Here is a 16,842-nt window from a genome sequence, read left to right as displayed (position 1 = left end):
ACGGATGGGAATAAAGAAGGGAAGGCCGATGGCTTCGGTGAAGGTGGCCGGCATTGACTGCGGCACTAATTCGATTCGACTGATGATCGCAACGGTGGACGATCACGGCATGCATGTGGAGGTTCCCCGCATCATGCGCGTGGTGCGTTTGGGGCAGGATGTGGACAAGACCCATCGGTTCGACGATGCGGCTTTGAAGCGCACCTATGCGGCCATAGACGAATTCGCCGATGTGCTGAAGAGTCATCCGGTGGATGCGTTGCGCTTCGTGGCCACATCGGCGACCCGCGACGCCGAGAACCGTGACGAATTCGAGGATTCGGTATTCGACAGGCTTGGCGTGCGTCCGGATGTCATTCCGGGATCCGAGGAGGCGGCGCTGAGTTTCCTGGGAGCCACGTCGGTGATGGAGGCTCGTCATGACGCCGACGAACTGCCCGACGCTCCGTATACGGTGATCGACCTTGGTGGAGGGTCGACCGAGATGGTGATCGGCGGTGACGGACGGACCGCTCCGATCGATCAGGTGGTCGCTGCATTCTCGATGAATATCGGGTCGGTTCGGATGAGCGAGCGGCATCTCGTCTCCGATCCGCCCAGCGAGGATGAGATCCGTGCGGCGATCGCCGATATCGACGAGCATATCGATGAGGCGTTCGAGCATGTTCCGGCCTACCGCACCGGTACGCTGATCGGCGTTTCCGGTACCGTGACCACGATGAGCGGCATCGCGCTGGGACTGAGGGAATATGATCGCGATACCGTCGACGGCGCTCGAATCGGATTCGCCGAAGCCAGCGAAACGTGTGATCGTGTGCTCCGGATGACGCGCAGCCAGCGGCGCGGATATCCTGTGATCCATCCGGGGCGAATCGACGTGATCGGCGGCGGGGCTCTGGTGTGGGATCGGGTGCTTCGGCGCATCGGGGACGCCGTGGCGGAGCATGACGGTCGTACGCTGAACTCCTACGTTGCCAGTGAGCACGGTCTGCTCGACGGCATCGTGCTGGATCTCGGGCGTCGTATGCTCAACGACTAGCCGCCTTGCACGGGCCGGCCCGGATCCATCGGCGGAACTCGTCGGTCGGCCTGAGCGTCGGTTCCGTCATTGGTTCGGGTCCGTGGCATAATGTTTGCTATTGCCCTGTGGCATCTGCCTTTTGGCATTGGCCCTGCGGCATTGGCCTCCATGGCGGAATTGGTATACGCAGTCGACTTAAAATCGACCGCTTCGGCTTGCGGGTTCGAGTCCCGCTGGAGGCACTTTCCGGGAATGGGCATCTAACGTGTTCGTTGCAAAGGTGTGGAAAGATGTGTCGCATGACTGAGAACCATCTGATCAAGAATCGCTCGACAGAAATCATGGACGACACGCAGGACCGGGGCTCTGCGGGATATTCCTCCCCGGACGATTCCCGATTCCTCGCCGTCACCCAAGGGGTTATCGCGGGCGGGGTGATGTGCCTGTGCGAACTGGTTTCGGCACCGCTCGTCAATACGCTGGCCGGAGGCGCCTTCACCCTGCTTCCCTGGGCGTGTGTCGCCTGCTTGCTGTCAACGGTCTTCGTCGTCGTTCTTGGCTACGCGTTTCTGTGGCTGGCCGGAAGTCTCTCCCGCAATTTCTCCGGTAGGGCGGCGCCGGTGTGCTACGGCGCGGTGGGTATGATCTCGTACGGTATCTGGGGTGGATTGGTTTTCCCCGCGGTCATCAATTCGATTTTGAAACCCGCCGGTCTGGCCGAAATCTCGGGAACCGGCAATTGGATGATCGCGGTCAACTGCCTGATCATCGGCATGGTTTCCTATTGCCTTGCCTATATTTTCGCCCCAATGCTTGCGCGGAAGAGGGGAACGGTGATCGCCATCGGCGTGGCCGTGGTGGCCGTCGCGCTGCTTGGCGCGTTCTTCCTCTGGAGGTTCTACGCTCAGCTGCACTGATATCGTGCCGCTGATGTCGGCTGCCGAACACGGGTGTCCGAACCACCCTGTATTTTGAGACGTTATATGTGCCGGTGGGACTGTGGTCCTGCGGCAATAGGACAAGCAAGGAGTGACGATGAGCGAATCTACGATGCCCAGCGTGAATGCCGAGTTCGGCGCGACTCCGGCGATCGAGTTTCCCACCGAAACTGCGCCCGCCGGTCTGAAGAGCGTGGAGATTGTGGAAGGCGACGGTCCCGTGGTGCGTAAGGGCGACACCGTGACCGTGAACTATCACGGTGTGGTCTGGGGCAAGAACACGCCGTTCGACTCCAGCTTCGAACGGCATCAGCCCGCCAGCTTCGGCATCGGTGTCGGTCAGGTCATCAGGGGATGGGACCAGACCGTTCCGGGGCACAACGTGGGTTCCCGTCTCGTCGTGTCGATTCCTCCGGAGTACGGCTACGGTTCTCGTGGCGTGCTGCAGGCAGGCATCGGCGGTGGCGATACGCTGGTGTTCGTTATCGACATCATCTCCACCCGCTGAGCGCGGAAGATTTTTCGCACGCCGCCGGCATCGGCGGTGCGTGATGCGAGACCGGCGGCGCTTCCCATACCGAAATGGGGTTGTGTCGTCGGTCTCGCTGTAGTTCGCGCGCGGACAGTCGACTGGCGGCTGACTATTCGCGCACGGCTCATCGGAAACTGTAATCATAGAACAAGTATTGCGGGCCGGAAGGCCCGATGATGAGGAGGTCAATATGGCCGAAGAGAAGGCTTTGCTGCTGACTCAGGAGGCATACGACAAGCTCCAGGAGGAGCTGAAGTGGCGTGAAGGCGAATACCGCGACGAGATCATCGAGAAGGTGGCTGCTGCCCGTGCAGAAGGGGATCTGAGCGAGAACGGCGGATATCAGGCCGCACGCGAGGCTCAGCGTAAGAATCAGGGACGTATCGACGAACTGACCGTCAAGCTCCGTTCCGCTAAGATCCTGAGCGCTCCCGCCGCCGGCAAGGTGGGCAACGGTTCCGTCGTCACCCTCGATGTGATGGGCAACGAAATGGTGTATGTGCTGGGATCCCGTGATCTTTCGGTGGCTACCGATTACGACATCATCAGCCCCGAATCGCCGATCGGAGCGGCCATTATGGGCGCCAACGCCGGTGATTCCGTGAGCTACAAGGCTCCCAACGGCCGTGAGATTCAGGTTACGATCAAGGATTCGAAGCCGCTGACCGCCTGACACTGCTTATCTGTCGGCCGATGATCGCTCGTCGGCCGACATGCATTCTTCGAAGCCTCCGTTATGACGACGGAGGTTTTTGCGTATTCTGAGACTTATTATTCTGAGACTTATTGCATGAGCGCGACCGCAACGAAATAGATCGCCACCATATGGCAGGCGTATCCGGCGACCGTGCCGCAGTGGAAGATCTCGTGGAATCCGAACACCTTCGGCCACGGGTCGGGCCTTCGCAGCGCGTAGACGATGGCACCCGCGATATAGCAGGCCCCTCCCGCGGCCAGCAGGATCACTACGACGGGACCGGCATAGGGGGATACCCAGAACAGTCCGAGATAGGCCACTCCCGAAACCCCGAAGATGATGTAGACGATGGTGTACAGCCATCGAGGCGCGTTGATCCATACGACGTGGATGATCAGTGCGATGGTGGTGCATATCCAGATGCTCATCAGGATGAAGTCGCGCCAGAACGAGGAGAGTGCGAACGATACGGGCGTATAGGTGCCGGCGATCAGCAGGAAGATGTTGACGTGGTCTATCCGGCGCAGTACGTCGGTGACCTTGGGGGACCAGTCTCCCAGATGGTATGCGGCGGAGTTGCCGAACAGGATCAGCGAGCAGGTCATGAACACGGCGCACGCCCATTTCAGCGCAACGGTGGGGGAGATGCAGATCAGCACGATGCCGGCCGCCAGTGCCAGAGGCGTGGCGACGGCGTGAATCCATCCGCGCATGATCGGCTTCGGCCGCCCATGCACGTCGAGACGCACCTTTCGTATGCCGATGGCCTTGTCCTCGATGCGTCGGGCCTTGAGTTCGCCTCGGGCGATGATCCTGTCGGCCTTGGCTTGGGCTTTGGCTCGCACCTCCTGGGCCTTGGCCCTGCGATCTTCGAGGAACGCCCGTCGTACGGCGGCCTTGGCTTGCTCGAGCTGCCGGGCACGATCCTCCGGTCCGAGGGTGGACGGATCCACGCCGATCAGCGAGTCATCGCTTCGTGCCGAGTCCGATGTGTCCAGATTGCCCATCACTGCCTCTTTCCGATGATCGAACACTAACCTACGCTACCGTAACTTACGCTACCGTAGGTTAAGTGTCAATGCATACGCCGGATTCCACTCCGCAGTACGCTTATCAGCGTGTTCGTCGCGTAAAACCGTGTTGACCGGAGGATTTTTCCACTTCACCCATTAGCATAAAAAGCATGGTTGATTTTTCTCATTTCGTGGCGAATAATCCGGATTTCACGGATCCGGATCGTGAATGGCTCCATCATCTGGTGGCGGATTGGCAGGTGATCGCCGACCTGAGCTTCGCCGATCTGCTGCTGGTGCTGCCCACACCCTCCGGAGAATACATCGTGGCCGGTCAGTGCCGACCGTCCACGGTGATGTCGGTGCGTCTTGACGACATGGTCGGCAAACTCATCGAAGGTGAGGACGTCCGCGCAATCTCCAAGGCCATGGGCGAACAGAAGATATCCCGTCTCGACCATTACCGGGCGGTGGGCAACACCACCGTATGCGATGTGTACGCTCCGGTGCGCCGAGAAGGCAAGGTGCTCGGCGTGGTGGTACGCGAGACGAACATGGCCACGCGCATGCTCAACGGCCGCTACGAATCCGAATCCATCGCGGCGGGCAAGAAGCTGTTCGAGATGATCCCCGCGGGAACCTTCCCGTATCACGACGCGATCCTCAACCAGCGTCACAACGCCCGCGTCTCCGACGGCTTCATCGTGCTTTCCGAGGACGGCGTCGTGGAATACGCTTCCCCAAACGCCATCAGCTGCTTCCGACGTCTGGGCTCCGTCGAGGTCATGGAAGGGCAGTACCTATCCGAAATCGGCACTTCACTGATTCATGAGCGCGACATGCTTCCCGAAACCCTGCCGCTGGTGCTTTCGGGCAAGGCCGCGGTGGATTCCGAAATCAACGCCAACAGATCCACCGTCTCCATGCGCTCGCTGCCGTTCTTCGATGGACACGGACGCTCCGGCGCGGTGGTGCTGTGCCGCGATGTGACGGAGGTACGTCGTCGTGAGAAGGAGCTTGAGACCAAGGATGCCGCCATTGCCGAGATTCACCACCGTGTGAAGAACAACCTTCAGGCCGTTTCCGCGTTGCTCCGTCTTCAGGCCCGTCGAACCAAGTCCCCCGAGGTGAAGTCGGAGCTCGAGGAGGCCATGCGGCGCGTGGAGACCATTGCCGTGGTTCATGAGGGGCTGAGCCAGACCGCCGACGAGATCGTCGACTTCGACAAGGTGATCGCCGACCTGCTGCGCATGAGTGTGGATCTGGCGACCAGCAAGGAGCAGCACATCCACATCTCCTATCTGGGGAAGTTCGGTATGATGCCTGCTCAGGACGCCACGCCGCTGTCGCTGGTGCTCACCGAGCTGGTCACCAATGCGGTGGAGCATGGATTCCAGGGACGTACCGAGGGGAACGTGTGGATCTCCGTGGGACGTGGAGGCAACAACCTCAATGTGGTCGTGGAGGACGATGGCATCGGATACACGTCGGAATCCGATCGAGGTATGGCCCGTTCCAGCGGATCGGGACTGGGCACGCAGATCATCAACACCTTCGTGACCAATGATTTCGGCGGCTCCGTTCGCTGGGAGCCTCGACGGGATGGCGGTACGCGCGTGGTGCTCGACATCAAGCTGCGTGCTGCGAAGTAGCCGTAGCGGCTGGGTGCGTTCGATTACAGTTCGAGGCCCTGTTCAAACGATTCCGATCGTTCGAACAGGGCCTCGGTGATGATGCTGATAACCGGCGCCTTCCCGGCCCGGTAGCCGGTGCCTTCCCGTGTCCGGGTGTGCGGTCGCCGTTCGTGCGGCGACGGACTACGCCTGCATCTGCAGTGCGGCGGAACGACGGGCGCGCATCGCGCGACGCTTCAGCGCACGACGCTCGTCCTCGCTCAGGCCGCCCCACACACCGTAATCCTGATTCGTATCCATCGCGCATTTAAGGCAGGCGTCGATCACCTTGCAGGTGCGGCATACGGCCTTGGCTTCCTCGATCTGCTGATAGGCCGCCCCGGTATTGCCCACGGGGAAAAACAGTTCGGGATCCTTGTCTCGACAGGCTGCCTTGGCTCGCCAATCGTATGCACTGCTCATGGTATTCCTCGATCCGATGTTGACTACAGATATCTTAAGTACGAGCAAACCATGAATGGCTCGACATTTCAAGGGTTTTACGCTTTTAGATGCCGGTTTGTCCTATCGGATCGTCTTTCGGATCACCCTGAATGCACTGAATGACGGCGGAATGACCCCGGGCGAGCATCACGAATCGCCCGGCCGTGGAAACATCCGCGTCGGTCAGTCCCGAAAGCAGCGACGACGGTATGCCGGCCATCATGTCGATCGCACGATCTCCAGTGGGGAAGATCAGACGCACTCCGCAATGTTCGGGGAACCGCAGGTATCGGGATGAGGCGAGCGTGAAGACCACCAGACACCGAGGATCATGCAGCGCCGCCCGGAATCGTTGTCCCAAAGCGTCCGCACTCATCGGGTCGAGCAAGGCATCGGCGTCATCCGCCAGCCATATCCGTCCGCATGCCGTCTGGTCGGTGGGAAGGGAGAGATCATGACGATCGGATTCCGTACGTCGGGTGACGATGATGTCGATGTTCGACCGCTTCGCGAGACTTTTGGCAATGACTGCGAGCAGGGTGCTTTTGCCTCTGCCGTCGGACCCCACAATGGCGATGTTGCCCTGATCCAATGGCAATCGGCAGGGGCGCAGCCGAACGCCGGTGTCCTCCAGGCCGATCGTAATGGTTCGCGGGATATGATCTCCGGTTCCCCGGGGGTGGTTCAGCTCCGGAACCGCGTCGCGCAGCAGTGGATGATCGGGAGGGATGGTTCGTGGCAGCGGTGCGGAAAACAGGGGTGCGATCGGTTCGATTCCCATGAAGCGCGCGGCCCGAAGGCATCCGGTCACCAGAGCCTGCGACGATTCCGGGACCGCGCAGCGGAAGGCCAGACAATCGTCGCCGTCGAAGGCATAGGCCAGTCCGGGCTTTTGAGAACTGATCAGTGCGGCTCGCTGATCTCCGATCAATTCCGTCGATTGCAGGGAATCCCTCACCCGCAGGCAGATGTTCAGTCCGATGTTCGCTTTCATGTCGGTGGTGACTTGACCCATCGGATTCTGCGTGCAGACCACCAGATGCATGCCCAGTGAACGTCCCAGAGCGGCCAGTGAGACCAGCCGGTCGATGTAATCCGGCAGCTGGTTCCGCAACGCATGGAATTCATCGATCACCACCATCAGACGAGGCGGAGGGGAGTCGAGCTCGCTGATCGATGCCGCGTGATGGTCAGCCGCCAGATGCTCCCGACGTTTGAGTTCCGCCTCGATGGCGCGAAGTGCGCGGACGGCGTGCGAGATGTCGAGGTCGGAAACGAATCCGACGGTGTGCGGCAGTCGGTGGAGAATGCGGAACGATGAGCCTCCCTTGAAATCCAGGAACACGAAGTTCAGCATGTCTGGAGACATGCGGCATGCCAGCGATAGGCACCAGGTTTCCAGCAGCACTGATTTCCCCGAACCGGTTGTGCCCGCAACCAGCGCATGAGGGCCGGACCGTGACAGGTCGATGCGGTAACGGCCCCGTTCGCCCATGCCGACGACGGCACTGATCGACGACGATGATTGTCGGAGGGTCGAGGATTCCCCTGCCGCATGCCATTGACGTGAGATGAGACGCCATAGATCGGCCGGGTTCCGCGATTCCAGATCCAGCAGGGCATCAAGACTGACGGAGGGCAGATCAACGGCGGGGAAGGCAGTGGCGGTGCCGACCTCGTTTGAGGGGCCGTCGCTCCCCGTGCCGCCTGGATTATGAGAATCCCTGGACGCGCGCCTTTGCGACAGCATCATGGCCAGTGCAGAGGCTGCGCAGCCGATGATTCCGGGAACGATGAGCCATGCGAACATCCAGCGTCCTTCGGACATCAGCATGGCCAGCAGCATCACCTGACCCATCGCCGGCGCGATCATGGAGATCACGAACAGCGAGGAACCGTTGACATCTCGCGGTAGACGGATCCGACGCCGTTCGTGATCGGTCGAAGCCGATCCTTTTGCGCCGCGTCGATTGCTCCGGACTCGCCGTGATGATTCGCATCTGGTCATGGATCGAGCATGCAGTGGACAGGCCGATGAAATCAATCCGAAACGGACAATGTGGTCGAAGCAACGACTATCCACAATTTGCCATGACTTACCGTATTTGCCATGACTTACCGTGAACGCCGCCGCCGACCCGTTAGCGTCACAGCCCTCCGACCGTGCCGGGATCGTGCGTGCCGCTTTGCAGCTGCTTGAACAGTTCGGTGTTGCGCGCTCCGTCAAGCAGAATGCATGAACCGATGCCCGATGCGGGTCGATAATCGATGTCCGTGTAGTACAACGAACCCGTCACGCCCGAATCGCCGGAGGCGGACTTGAAGGCCAGGGCCATCTGCGCGAGGTCGAAGGCACCGGACTTCTCGTCGACGGTCAGGGATGACAGACCGGCCTCGGCCAGCTTCTTCGTCGTCATGGGGTTGAGCAGCACCTGCGGCGACGTCGCCTTCTTGGCGACGGCGGACAACACCTGACGCTGCCGCTTCGCTCGACCGATGTCACCGGTGGGATCGGAATACCTCATGCGGGAGAACGCCAGAGCTGTGGCGCCGTTGGCCTGATGGCATCCCGCCTTCCAATTCAAACCGGAAAGCACGTCGTTGACGGTGCTGTCGTAGCACAGCTCCACCCCGCCGATCGCGTCGACCACCTTCTCCACGCCGCCGAAGCCGACCTGAACCACATGGTCGATTTTCATGCCGGTGATGCTCTCGACCTGCCCGGTGAGCGCCTTATAGCCGACCTGCGAGGCCACGGCGTTGATCTTCATATCCTGCCCGTTGATGTTCACGAACGAGTCTCGAGGGATCGAGATCAGCGAGCTATGGCCGGTCTTCGGCTTGGTCAGTACCAGAATGGAATCGGTCCGGGAACCCGGAATATCCTTGGACGATCCGGTGCCCGATGTGCCGTCTCGCTGGTCCGAACCGAGGATCAGCCATGTCGAGGCGGGCGTGTTCGCGGCCGAAGTCAGCATGGTCTTGTGGTTGAGCTGTCCGTTGGCCCAACTGATCAGACCGAAAGCAAGCAGCAGCGCTACGACCACGATGACCGCGAGAGCGGTGAGCAGTCGATTGCGCGGATGCCTCCGATGCCTGGCGAGTGACGTCGCCGCCGTACCGGCGTTCCGTCCGTGAAGGGGTTTTGCGGGGGAATTGTTCGAAGACGTTCGGTATGTGATGCCGGTATGAGCGGCATCGGCTCCGCCTGCGGCATGATGACGGCCTCCCGCCGTTCGTGGAGCGGGGGACGGGGAATGATTCGCCGCGATGGGTGAGAAGCTCGGCGGCAATGAGGACGATTGCGGTGCGGACTGCCGGGCGCCCCCGGAGGTGCGATGCGTGCTCTTCGGCTGGAAGGACTGCGGAGCGTCCTGCGATGAGGGCCTGCGGCGTGGTGCGCCTGAGGGTATGAAACTCGGTGGATTGCTCCCTGACATGTTGTCAAGAGGCTCCTGAGCCATGTTGCCCCTCCTTAAGTCTTAGGTCTGTTCGATCGTTGCTTCAGTAGACTATGACGCATTTTCCCGTCGACGGTGGTGGAACCGTCGATTCCTTCTCAGTAACAGCACAGTTTTGCGCATCCCCGCGGGAGGATGCGGTCGGTAGCCGTGGCGAAGAGGGAACTTTATCACTGCCGTCTCGAAAATGCGGTAGCGACACCCAAGAGACTTGACAAATATTGAATGACAAGTGTGTAATTTAGCAAGATTAGTTGCTCGGACTATGGTTTCTAGGCATTTGGGAGGCTGCGACATGTGGGGAGTGTTCGACGATTCCCGAATCGAAAGCAGAAAGGCCTCCGACGAGGAACATCCACGCAGCAAGGGCGAGGCCCTGCTGGAGCTCTGGGGGCTGTTCGAGCCCGATGAGGATCTTTCCTGGCAGCACAAGGCCTTGTGCGCGCAGACCGATCCCGAGGCGTTCTTCCCCGAGAAGGGCGGATCCACCAGAGAGGCGAAGAAGGTGTGCGCCCGGTGCGAAGTACGCGAGCAGTGTCTGCAGTGGGCCATCGAGCATGACGAGAGATTCGGCATCTGGGGCGGCATGAGCGAACGCGAACGCCGACGCTACAAGAAGGAGCATGGTAAAGAACAGGCGTAGAGGAGCCGCGCCGATGGGGCGTGACCGCCGTTGTTGTCTTACAGTGGAGAGGATGAATTCCGTTATACCTGTCATGAACGAGACCCAGAACGTACAGGACGTGGTTTCCGACGCGGTTCGTGCTCATCGGATGTCCTCGGGGCAGACGGTGGATCCGACCGTGGTTGCGGTGATCGGCGTCGAGGATGATCTCAGGTTCTTCTCCGCCACGTTGTCGGCGGTATTGGATCAGACCGTGGTGCCGGGCATCGTTGTGGTGGCCGACTGCACCGACGCGACCCAATCCCCGGTGCATGCCGTGATCGAGCTGCCGGGGTCCGCGGTCGTCGGGAGGGACGATTGGTTCCGCATGGGGTCGGATGCGACGAATCGGATCGACGTTCAGGTTGTGCGGACCAAGGGGGCCATGTCGTTCGGCGATTGCGTCCGTCATGCGCTCGAGCAGGTGAATCCGCCTGCCCGCACCCGTGCGCTCTGGCTGCTGCATGATGATTCGCGGCCCGCGGGTGCGCGTTGCCTGGAGAATCTGCTGGAGTCATGGCGCAATACGCCGACCGCATCGGTGCTCGGCTGCAAGCAGCTTGAATGGTCCGGGGATGGTCTGCATGATGTCGGGTACTATGCGGCGCCCGGTCACGGCGTCGCCTCTCTGGTGGTGGACGGTGAGCCTGATCAGGAACAGTATGATTCCCGTCAGGATGTGTTCATGGTCGATCTGGCCGGCTGCCTGGTCTCGTTGGAGGTCTGGAGGCAGTTGGATGGAACCACGACGGCCATGGGAACCTTCGGGGAGTCTGCCGATTTCTGTCGCAGGGTGTGTCTTTCCGGTGGCAGGGTGGTGGTGGTTCCCCACAGTGCCATTGCGCATCGGCGTGCAAGGTTCGAGGGGATCCGAACCCGCGCTGGACATTCCGTCGAAGAGGATTCGGGGCCGGTGAAGAGCTATGCTTCGGTCGTGGATGCCCGGGAACGATACCGATTCACCGATATCTGCGGGGTGTTTTGGCTGCCGGTATGGCTGTGGCGTGTGGTGGTATCCGTGGTGCTGTTCTTCTCCATGCTTGCCGGGAAGCGTCCGTATGAAGCCGCGTGCGAGCTTGGCGCTCCGTGGCGGATGCTGTTCTGGTTCCCCTCGGCGCTGGGCGCGCGACGCAAGGTGGCCAGGCAGACGAAGACCTCGCTAAGGCAGCTGTCGGTGCTGGTCGCAGGCAGGGATCAGATCACCCGATGGCGCGAACGCGGGCATGCCTTCGCCAACGCCAAGGATGTTCCGTTGCTCAGCCCGTTGGCGGTCGAGCATCTGCGTGTGCAGCGCAGACGCCGCCTTCTTTGGTCGCTCGTCATGATGGCGGTGGCGTTCGCGGCGGGTCTGGCGGTGAACTTCCCGATCGTTCGGGCTGCGATCTCCGGCCAGGGTCTTCACTCCGCGATATTGGCTCCTTCGGCCGCTTCGTTCCGTCAGCTGTTCGAATCGGCCACGAGTCTGTACACCTACGGCAACGGACTCGGCGCGTGGGCGCCTCCTGCTCCGTTCCTGCTGGTGCTGCTCGTCGCATCGACCGTCACGGCCGGTCATGTCGCGTACGCCGTGGCTCTGATCGTTTTCCTTGCCGCGCCGCTGTCGGCGCTGTCGTTCTGGGCTCTGGCGGGCATATTCACCCGATCCAATCCGGTTCGTGTGGTCTGCGGTCTGCTGTGGTGCACGCTGGGCGGCCTGATGGGACTGTATTCGTATGGCAATCTTCCGATGCTCGTCGTCATGGTGTTCCTGCCCGCGGGCATGGCGTTCGTCTTCCGTGCCGTCGGCATGTACCAAACGGAGGATGTCGTCTCGCCCCGAGCCTCCATACAGTCGGCAGCGCTGTCATCGCTGTGTCTTGGCGTGGTCTGTGCGTGCGAACCCCAGCTCGTCGTGCCGTTGCTGGTGGTGTTCGTCGCGTTCATGATCCTTGTGCGGGCCCACCGCGTGATGCTCCTGCTGATTCCCGTTCCCGGGGCGTTCCTGCTGGCCCCGACCCTGATCAACGTCGTCATGAATCCAACCGATGGCTCCTATCGGCAGCTGTTCAGTGACGTCATGATTCCCGACGAGACCGTGAACGGCGTCGTCTCCTCGGCGAATCTGTTCGATGTGCTGAACCGTGCCATCGGCCTGTGGCCGTCATCGGTCATGCAATCCGTTCCGGGGATCGGCGCGCATGGCTTCGACCATTGGATGCTGGCGGCGAGCCTTGTCGTGATCCTCGTTCTGGCGCTGGTGGCGCTGTTCCTGCCGTTCGCGCTTCGCGTCTCCCGCATGATGTGGGTCATCGTCGTCTCCGGCGCCACGGTGGCGGTGGTCGCGTCCCGCGTGTCGATCTCCCCGGGAACCACGGAGGCGATCGCCGGTACGTTGCTGCCCGGCGTTGCGTTCATGATGCTCGGTCTGCTGTCGTGCGTCTGCGTGGTGGCCGGCCGTGCGGCCCGTCCGTTCAGTCCTCTGATCAGAAGAACGCCGGGCGATACGACGGCGAGGATCGAACATCGGCATCATCGGCATTACGCTCGTCGCAACGTGATCATCGTCGCCCGGTCCATATTGGTGGTGCTGCTCGTGTCATGCGTGGCGGTCTGGGGTTCCCTGTGCGGTATCCGCGCCCAGCAGGGCGAGCGTCTTTCCTCTGAGCATGTGGAACTACCGCTGATCGCCCAGGACTTCCTCGACTCCAATCCGCGGCATCGCATCCTTGCGCTCAGGGCACGATCGTCCACTGCGGTCGACTACTCAGCGATGCGTACCGCGCAAGGTGATCTGATCGACAGTTCGCCCGCCGTGAACATCCTGCGCACCAACGAACCGATGGATCAGGGGGAGCGGAGCATCGCCGAAAGCAGCGCGCGTCTTCTGCTCAATAGTGATGACGAAGCCGTCGCTACCTTGGTGAAGCTAGGCTTCGGTGGAATCTACATACCGTATGCTGAGGATTCCGCCACCAGCACGCTGATCGCCAACATTCTTGCCAGCAGCGGCACCCAGAGCGTGGTCAGCAACGATTCCGGAACCTATGTGAGATTGACCGTCGCCGACACCAACGATCAGGGCATCGACATCTCGTCGCAGCGGCAGGCGCTGGAGAGTCCTTGGCGCAGGGCATGGATGATCTGCATGACGGTCGTGATCATCCTGTACTGCATCGTCGCCTTTCCGCGACTGCGCCGATACGAGGTGAGAGCATGAGTGGGAACATGAGCATGGATAAGGCAGTCGAATCGTCCGAGGTCGGCGGCACCTCCCGTCGCAACCGTCGCAACGGCGGTTCTCGTTTCCGCTCGGTGGGCAAGATCACCGTATCCGCGGTCACCATCATCATTCTTGTTCTGGCATTCGCGGTTCTGGGCACCGACGTTCTGCCCGATGCCACCGATCGGGGGGCAGTCACCGGCACCAGGTCCGTCAAGGTCGGGCAGACCGTGTTGCAATCGTACTGTCCGGCGCGTATGAGATTGGCCGATACCGGATCCTACGGTGATTCCGAATATCAGGTGTCGGAAGGCAACAACACCGGCCGATCGCTGTTCGCCGCATTCGGATCCGTCTACGATTCGGACATCGCAAGGCTTGATGGCAGTCATGCGCAGAAGACGAAGTCGGTGGATCTCACCGATACGACCAAGGCGTTCGTTCACGGTACCGACGATACGGACCAATCGCTGCTGCAGACCACTCGGATGCTTGACATGAGCTCCGGATCGGGATCGGCGGCCTCCACCGTGTCGTGGGCCACCGAAGGCGACCTGCAGGGAGTCTCGGCTACACGTTGCGTCTCACCGCAGCTGTCCCAGTCGTTCCTGCTGCCCGACACCCGGACGGGATGGACCCAGCAGATGGTATTGGCCAATCCGTCGGACAAATCCACTTCGGTGAAGATCACCGCATGGGGTGCGAAGAACGGCGAACCCATTGCATTGGCCACCGACAGTACGGTCACCGTGGCCGGTCGATCCGAAACGGTGGTGAACCTTTCCGCTGCGGTGCCTGATCAGCAGGCCGTCTACGTTTCGATCAGCAGTGAGACGACCGCGGTGTCCGCAGTGGTCAGAGTCGTGCATATGGATGGTTTGACGCCGAAAGGTTCGGATTTCGCCACCCCATTGGCCGAGGCCGCCGATCGTGTCGTGCTGCCCGGCATGCAGTCCGGTGCGAACGCCACCATCGATATGTATGCCGGATCGTCCGGCGACGTCACCCTGTTCTGGATTACCCGAGCAGGGCTGAAGCAGGCGAAGCAGGTGACGATCAAGGCCGATACGGTCAGTCGTGTCGCTTTGGGCAAGGTGCCGGCGAACACCGTCGGTGTGATGGCTGAATCGAAGAACGCCATTCAGGCCGCGGCCATCTGCGATCTGAGCGGCAGCGGCGATGGCCAGTCCGATTTCTCCCTGATCAACGGAGTCACCGTGACCCGGATCGGAGCCATTGTTCTGCCCCAGGGGGTGAAGACCACGTTGAATCTGGTCAATACCGGCGAAAAGGATGCCAAGGTCAGCCTGATCGGATACAAGGAGGACGGATCCCGTGCCGGGCGGAAGGATCTTTCGGTACCCGCCCGATCCGGAATCTGGCTGCAGCCCGGCGACGTGGCATCCGGCATCGTGGCCATGACGATGACCGGTGACAGCCGTCAGGTGGCATGGGGAGGTTTGGTCCATGTTTCGGATGTGGATCGGGCAAAGGTGAGGGGAATCGCCTTTCTTGAGCCGACCAGCCTGATGCCCGTACAAGCCACCGTGCGTACCGAACACTCGCTTACCGTCGTGCAGTAAGTCGTGCAATAACCGGTACGAGCCAATAACCGGATACCGGCCGCGGATGGCAGGACGACTCCCGCGGGATCTTCGGTCAGAATCCCCAATCGGGATCGATGTCCTCGGGATGCTTGCCGCTCAGATCGGCCAGCCGTGCGACGATCTCGTCGCGGATGATGAACTGCATGTCGATGCGATCCCTCGCACGCTGTTCGATCGGTTTGCGGTAGAGCACGATTCGTGCGGGAATGCCATGATTGGCCGGAAAGCTCTGCGAAAGCATGACCCTGCGAGTCTCCCATGAAACCGGTGATGAAGCGGGAACGTCCTCAACTGCGCACTGCACGTCCTTCAGCAGTTCCGGCCAGGCGCCGTTGAGTCGCTTCAGCTGCGCCACCACCATGCCGTCGAAGGCTCCGGATCGTGTACGATATCGTGGCAGTCTGATGCCGAACGTGGCTTGACGCATCCCGCGTCCATGCTTGTTCCGATACACCTTGCGCTCCCAGGGAAGCACGGTCGGCTTGGAGAAGATGAGATTCGATTCGGATGATTCGGATGATTCACGGGTCATATGATCCAGCCTAACCGAGGCGATGACACGGTTTCGGCATACGGTGCAGCGTGTCATGGAACATCGGCGGATACGTCCGTGAAATACCGCCTATCCACGGCGGCATATGCCGTGGGGTGTGCGATAATGCAAGGACAGTTCGTGTGCGGCATAAGGAGTTATGGGATGGATCAGGTCATCATTCATCGGTGGGATTCCGTGGACTATCGGGATCTGATCGCGCGGATCGATGCCATTGGATTCGATCTTGATACCACTCTGGCGGTTTCCAAGCAGCCCATGACCGACGAGATGGCGAAGGCGTTCTCCTCCCTCACGCACAGGATGCCGTGCGCGGTGGTGTCCGGAGGCAAGTATGGACTGTTCGAGCGCCAGATCATCGCGAGGATCGGTGACATGGCGGAGAGGGAGAACCTGCATCTGATGCCCACCAGCGGCACCCGATACTATGCGTGGGACGGACGCGAATGGCGGTGCCGGTATGCTCATGATCTCGATCCCGACGATCGTCGGGCTGCCATCGAATCGTTGACCCGGCACGCCAAGGAGATGGGGTTGTGGCTGGATGATGATCAGGTCAGCGGAGAACGCATCGAGGATCGAGGCAGTCAGATCACGTTTTCGGCGCTCGGACAGATGGCAACCCCCGCGGCCAAGGAGGCATGGGATCCGGATCGCAGGAAGAAGAACGCTCTTGCCGCCGCGGTGGCCCGTGATCTGCCTCAGTTGACGGTTCGCTCCGGCGGTTCCACCAGCGTGGACGTGGTGGCCAAGGGGATCGACAAGTCCTATGCCATTCGTCGTCTTTCCCAGTTGCTCGACGTTCCCGTGGAGAGGATCGGGTTCGTGGGTGATCGGATGGACCCCGACGGCAACGATTATCCGACCGCGGTGGCGGGAGCGTTCGCAGTGCGCGTCAATGGCCCTGACGACACGCTGGCGATGATCCGCGGAATGCTCGACGCCATGACTGTTGGGTGATGGATCATGAACGGCTTCGCGTATCCTCCGACGGGCAGCACAGGTCCGCTGATTTCGCTGGTTCGCGAGATTCATGACGT

14 protein-coding genes and 1 tRNA gene are annotated in these 16,842 nt (G+C 61.0%); 10 read left to right on the top strand and 5 right to left on the bottom strand.

Features of this window, described 5'->3' with window-relative positions; all coding sequences use genetic code 11:
* Positions 1-28 precede the first annotated feature (28 nt).
* The 5 genes from Uis1B_RS07055 to Uis1B_RS07035 all read left to right on the top strand — a co-directional run bounded on the left by Uis1B_RS07055 (position 29) and on the right by Uis1B_RS07035 (position 3,164).
* On the top strand, positions 29-1,039 hold the full coding sequence (locus Uis1B_RS07055) for a Ppx/GppA phosphatase family protein (protein ID WP_101616885.1): 1,011 nt from the start codon (positions 29-31) through the stop codon (positions 1,037-1,039).
* Positions 1,040-1,183: 144 nt separating this feature from the next.
* A tRNA-Leu gene (locus Uis1B_RS07050) sits at positions 1,184-1,263 on the top strand.
* Positions 1,264-1,320: 57 nt separating this feature from the next.
* On the top strand, positions 1,321-1,938 hold the full coding sequence (locus Uis1B_RS07045; RefSeq protein ID WP_101616883.1) for a hypothetical protein: 618 nt from the start codon (positions 1,321-1,323) through the stop codon (positions 1,936-1,938).
* Between the two features lie 118 nt (positions 1,939-2,056).
* Positions 2,057-2,467, top strand: a complete 411-nt coding sequence (locus tag Uis1B_RS07040) for an FKBP-type peptidyl-prolyl cis-trans isomerase (protein WP_101616881.1) — start codon at positions 2,057-2,059, stop codon at positions 2,465-2,467.
* Between the two features lie 214 nt (positions 2,468-2,681).
* A complete protein-coding gene (locus Uis1B_RS07035; RefSeq protein ID WP_101616878.1) occupies positions 2,682-3,164 on the top strand; it encodes a GreA/GreB family elongation factor in 483 nt (160 codons plus the stop codon).
* A gap of 110 nt (positions 3,165-3,274) precedes the next feature.
* Here Uis1B_RS07035 and trhA read toward each other — a convergent pair whose 3' ends face one another.
* Positions 3,275-4,195 carry a PAQR family membrane homeostasis protein TrhA gene (gene trhA / locus Uis1B_RS07030; RefSeq protein ID WP_101616876.1) on the bottom strand — a complete coding sequence of 307 codons (921 nt, stop codon included), beginning with the start codon at positions 4,193-4,195 and terminating at the stop codon, positions 3,275-3,277.
* A gap of 176 nt (positions 4,196-4,371) precedes the next feature.
* Here trhA and Uis1B_RS07025 point away from each other — a divergent pair, with 176 nt between their 5' ends.
* Positions 4,372-5,853 carry a sensor histidine kinase gene (locus tag Uis1B_RS07025; protein WP_101616874.1) on the top strand — a complete coding sequence of 494 codons (1,482 nt, stop codon included), beginning with the start codon at positions 4,372-4,374 and terminating at the stop codon, positions 5,851-5,853.
* A gap of 165 nt (positions 5,854-6,018) precedes the next feature.
* Here the strand turns inward: Uis1B_RS07025 and Uis1B_RS07020 are convergent, their stop codons facing one another.
* The 3 genes from Uis1B_RS07020 to Uis1B_RS07010 form a co-directional block, all read right to left on the bottom strand.
* A complete protein-coding gene (locus Uis1B_RS07020; protein ID WP_093961469.1) occupies positions 6,019-6,297 on the bottom strand; it encodes a WhiB family transcriptional regulator in 279 nt (92 codons plus the stop codon).
* An 85-nt stretch (positions 6,298-6,382) separates the two neighbouring features.
* Positions 6,383-8,191 carry an FtsK/SpoIIIE domain-containing protein gene (locus Uis1B_RS07015; RefSeq protein WP_101616956.1) on the bottom strand — a complete coding sequence of 603 codons (1,809 nt, stop codon included), beginning with the start codon at positions 8,189-8,191 and terminating at the stop codon, positions 6,383-6,385.
* Positions 8,192-8,465: 274 nt separating this feature from the next.
* A complete protein-coding gene (locus Uis1B_RS07010) occupies positions 8,466-9,365 on the bottom strand; it encodes an LCP family protein (protein WP_243390295.1) in 900 nt (299 codons plus the stop codon).
* A gap of 709 nt (positions 9,366-10,074) precedes the next feature.
* Between Uis1B_RS07010 and Uis1B_RS07005 the strand changes: the two genes are divergently transcribed.
* The 3 genes from Uis1B_RS07005 to Uis1B_RS06995 are packed head-to-tail and all read left to right on the top strand — an operon-like array spanning position 10,075 to position 15,225.
* Positions 10,075-10,422, top strand: a complete 348-nt coding sequence (locus Uis1B_RS07005) for a WhiB family transcriptional regulator (RefSeq protein ID WP_101616871.1) — start codon at positions 10,075-10,077, stop codon at positions 10,420-10,422.
* Between the two features lie 52 nt (positions 10,423-10,474).
* Entirely contained in the window at positions 10,475-13,639 is a 3,165-nt protein-coding gene (locus Uis1B_RS07000) for a glycosyltransferase family 2 protein (RefSeq protein ID WP_165782781.1), read from the top strand.
* A complete protein-coding gene (locus Uis1B_RS06995; RefSeq protein WP_133124876.1) occupies positions 13,636-15,225 on the top strand; it encodes a DUF5719 family protein in 1,590 nt (529 codons plus the stop codon). The genes Uis1B_RS07000 and Uis1B_RS06995 overlap by 4 nt, the downstream gene beginning before the upstream one ends.
* Before the next feature lie 76 nt (positions 15,226-15,301).
* On the opposite strand, the gene Uis1B_RS06990 is transcribed toward Uis1B_RS06995, so the two are convergent.
* Entirely contained in the window at positions 15,302-15,676 is a 375-nt protein-coding gene (locus Uis1B_RS06990; protein WP_243390305.1) for a metallopeptidase family protein, read from the bottom strand.
* A gap of 270 nt (positions 15,677-15,946) precedes the next feature.
* Here Uis1B_RS06990 and Uis1B_RS06985 point away from each other — a divergent pair, with 270 nt between their 5' ends.
* Complete coding sequence (locus Uis1B_RS06985; protein ID WP_101616862.1) at positions 15,947-16,762, top strand: HAD-IIB family hydrolase; 816 nt, start codon at positions 15,947-15,949, stop codon at positions 16,760-16,762.
* The last annotated feature ends 80 nt before the right edge of the window (positions 16,763-16,842 follow it).

Source organism: Bifidobacterium margollesii (genome assembly GCF_002860355.1).
GTDB classification, from domain to species: Bacteria; Actinomycetota; Actinomycetes; order Actinomycetales; family Bifidobacteriaceae; genus Galliscardovia; species Galliscardovia margollesii.
Note: the sequence above shows the minus strand (reverse complement) of the source record. Positions and strands in the feature narration are given on the sequence as shown.

What these genes read in the sequence shown, in the direction of transcription:
- Uis1B_RS07055 (WP_101616885.1), top strand. Translation starts at nt 29, where the DNA reads ATGGCTTCGGTGAAGGTGGCCGGCATTGACTGCGGCACTAATTCGATT.
- Uis1B_RS07045 (WP_101616883.1), top strand. Translation starts at nt 1,321, where the DNA reads ATGACTGAGAACCATCTGATCAAGAATCGCTCGACAGAAATCATGGAC.
- Uis1B_RS07040 (WP_101616881.1), top strand. Translation starts at nt 2,057, where the DNA reads ATGAGCGAATCTACGATGCCCAGCGTGAATGCCGAGTTCGGCGCGACT.
- Uis1B_RS07035 (WP_101616878.1), top strand. Translation starts at nt 2,682, where the DNA reads ATGGCCGAAGAGAAGGCTTTGCTGCTGACTCAGGAGGCATACGACAAG.
- trhA (WP_101616876.1), bottom strand. Translation starts at nt 4,195, where the DNA reads ATGGGCAATCTGGACACATCGGACTCGGCACGAAGCGATGACTCGCTG.
- Uis1B_RS07025 (WP_101616874.1), top strand. Translation starts at nt 4,372, where the DNA reads ATGGTTGATTTTTCTCATTTCGTGGCGAATAATCCGGATTTCACGGAT.
- Uis1B_RS07020 (WP_093961469.1), bottom strand. Translation starts at nt 6,297, where the DNA reads ATGAGCAGTGCATACGATTGGCGAGCCAAGGCAGCCTGTCGAGACAAG.
- Uis1B_RS07015 (WP_101616956.1), bottom strand. Translation starts at nt 8,191, where the DNA reads ATGATCGCGCCGGCGATGGGTCAGGTGATGCTGCTGGCCATGCTGATG.
- Uis1B_RS07005 (WP_101616871.1), top strand. Translation starts at nt 10,075, where the DNA reads ATGTGGGGAGTGTTCGACGATTCCCGAATCGAAAGCAGAAAGGCCTCC.
- Uis1B_RS07000 (WP_165782781.1), top strand. Translation starts at nt 10,475, where the DNA reads ATGAATTCCGTTATACCTGTCATGAACGAGACCCAGAACGTACAGGAC.
- Uis1B_RS06995 (WP_133124876.1), top strand. Translation starts at nt 13,636, where the DNA reads ATGAGTGGGAACATGAGCATGGATAAGGCAGTCGAATCGTCCGAGGTC.
- Uis1B_RS06990 (WP_243390305.1), bottom strand. Translation starts at nt 15,676, where the DNA reads ATGCGTCAAGCCACGTTCGGCATCAGACTGCCACGATATCGTACACGA.
- Uis1B_RS06985 (WP_101616862.1), top strand. Translation starts at nt 15,947, where the DNA reads ATGGATCAGGTCATCATTCATCGGTGGGATTCCGTGGACTATCGGGAT.